At 50.7% G+C, this 1,571-nt stretch carries 1 pseudogene; it reads left to right on the top strand.

Annotation, left to right across the window (positions count from 1 at the left end):
• Positions 1-245: 245 nt before the first annotated feature.
• Positions 246-1,490: pseudogene (locus JQF37_RS31180) on the top strand (methyl-accepting chemotaxis protein); the annotation flags it as partial.
• Positions 1,491-1,571: the final 81 nt, after the last annotated feature.

Here is a 1,571-nt window from a genome sequence, read left to right as displayed (position 1 = left end):
GCCTTGCCATACGGGCCTCCAACCGGTCATGGCGGCAATTTTAGCCACAACGACTTTTCGTACAAAACCTAATTCGCACTGGCAGGGGGACTTCAACCGAAGTCACCAGTGTCAGATAATGGTTGCAGCTGAGAACCATGGCTTAGCGTACAAACATCTCAGTGCTCTGTGATTTCCCTTTATTTCGCATGACCCGTTAGTCACGCATTATGGCATAATGCCATTATTGCTCATGGAGACTCATCTTGCGCTCGAACCTGCCTGTCACAACCGTTGAACAAATATTTCCAGTCCAGCAGCGATTGATCTCTGCTACGGATACGAATGGGAATATTTCCTATGTGAATGACGAGTTTATGAGAATAAGTGGCTATTCTCGTGAAGAGTTGTTGGGCAGTCCGCACAATTTGGTTCGTCATCCCGACATGCCTCCAGCTGTTTTCGGGCTGATGTGGGGCTATCTGAAGGCTGGCAAAAGCTGGATGGGTATCATCAAGAATCGCTGCAAGAATGGTGACTTCTATTGGGTCAGTGCGTATGTGACACCTATTCTCGAAGATGGCCGCTTAACAGGCTACGAGTCCGTTAGAGTCAAGCCGACTCGGGAGCAAATTGATCGCGCACAAAAGCTGTATGACCGGTTGCGTGCAGGTAAAAATTCCATTCCCCAAAATCGTCATTATGCGGCATTCATGAGGAGGATGGTCTTACCTGCAACTGCGGCTGCGTTGGCAATAGGTGCGGCTAGCGTGCTGCCAAGCCTGGCAGCACAAGCGGTAACTGCCGTGCTCTTTCTCGTTACAGGATGGTGGTCCTATACGCGGCTGGAACATCAGTTGAGTCATATCATGAAATGCGCCCCTGACGCTTTTTCAGATCCGATTAGCGCCATCACTTACAGCGATACGTATGGCCCTTCAGCGCAGTTGGAAATGATATTGATTAGTGAGGATGCACGCCTTAAAACCGCACTGACTCGGCTAAGCGATCTGGCCAGCCAAGTGGCTGAAGCCGCTGCGCATTCCTCCTTACTCTCGAACCAAACTGAAAATGCCTTGCTGGAGCAGCGAGCGGAAACGGACATGACGGCAGCCGCCATGACGGAGATGGCGGCCTCAATCAACGAAGTGGCAGGGCATGTTCAAAAAACCGCCATGGAAGCGCAAGCAGCAAATGAACTGGCTGAACAAGGTGATAAAGTCGCCGGTACTTCCCGTGAGGCCATTCAGTTGCTGGCCAGTACCGTCACGAATATCAGCACTGCTGTGGATTACCTTGCCAATGAAACCCAGCAAATTATGGCTGCTGCGGGGGTGATTCAAGCCATTGCTGATCAAACCAACCTACTCGCTCTCAACGCTGCAATTGAAGCGGCTAGGGCTGGTGAGCAGGGTCGTGGTTTTGCGGTAGTAGCTGATGAAGTCCGGGCCTTGGCCGCTAAAACCCGCGTATCGACTCAACAAATTCAAAACGTCATTGAAACCCTTAAAAAAGGGTTCTTCACGGAATCCCGGGAAACACAGAAACAAGAACGCCGATTTGATTGATGATGTTCGTGCGAGCAAACACAT

It is taken from the genome of Pseudomonas sp. MIL9, from assembly GCF_016887925.1.
In the GTDB taxonomy this organism is placed as follows: domain Bacteria; phylum Pseudomonadota; class Gammaproteobacteria; order Pseudomonadales; family Pseudomonadaceae; genus Aquipseudomonas; species Aquipseudomonas mohnii.
This window is presented reverse-complemented; position numbering and strand designations above follow the sequence as displayed.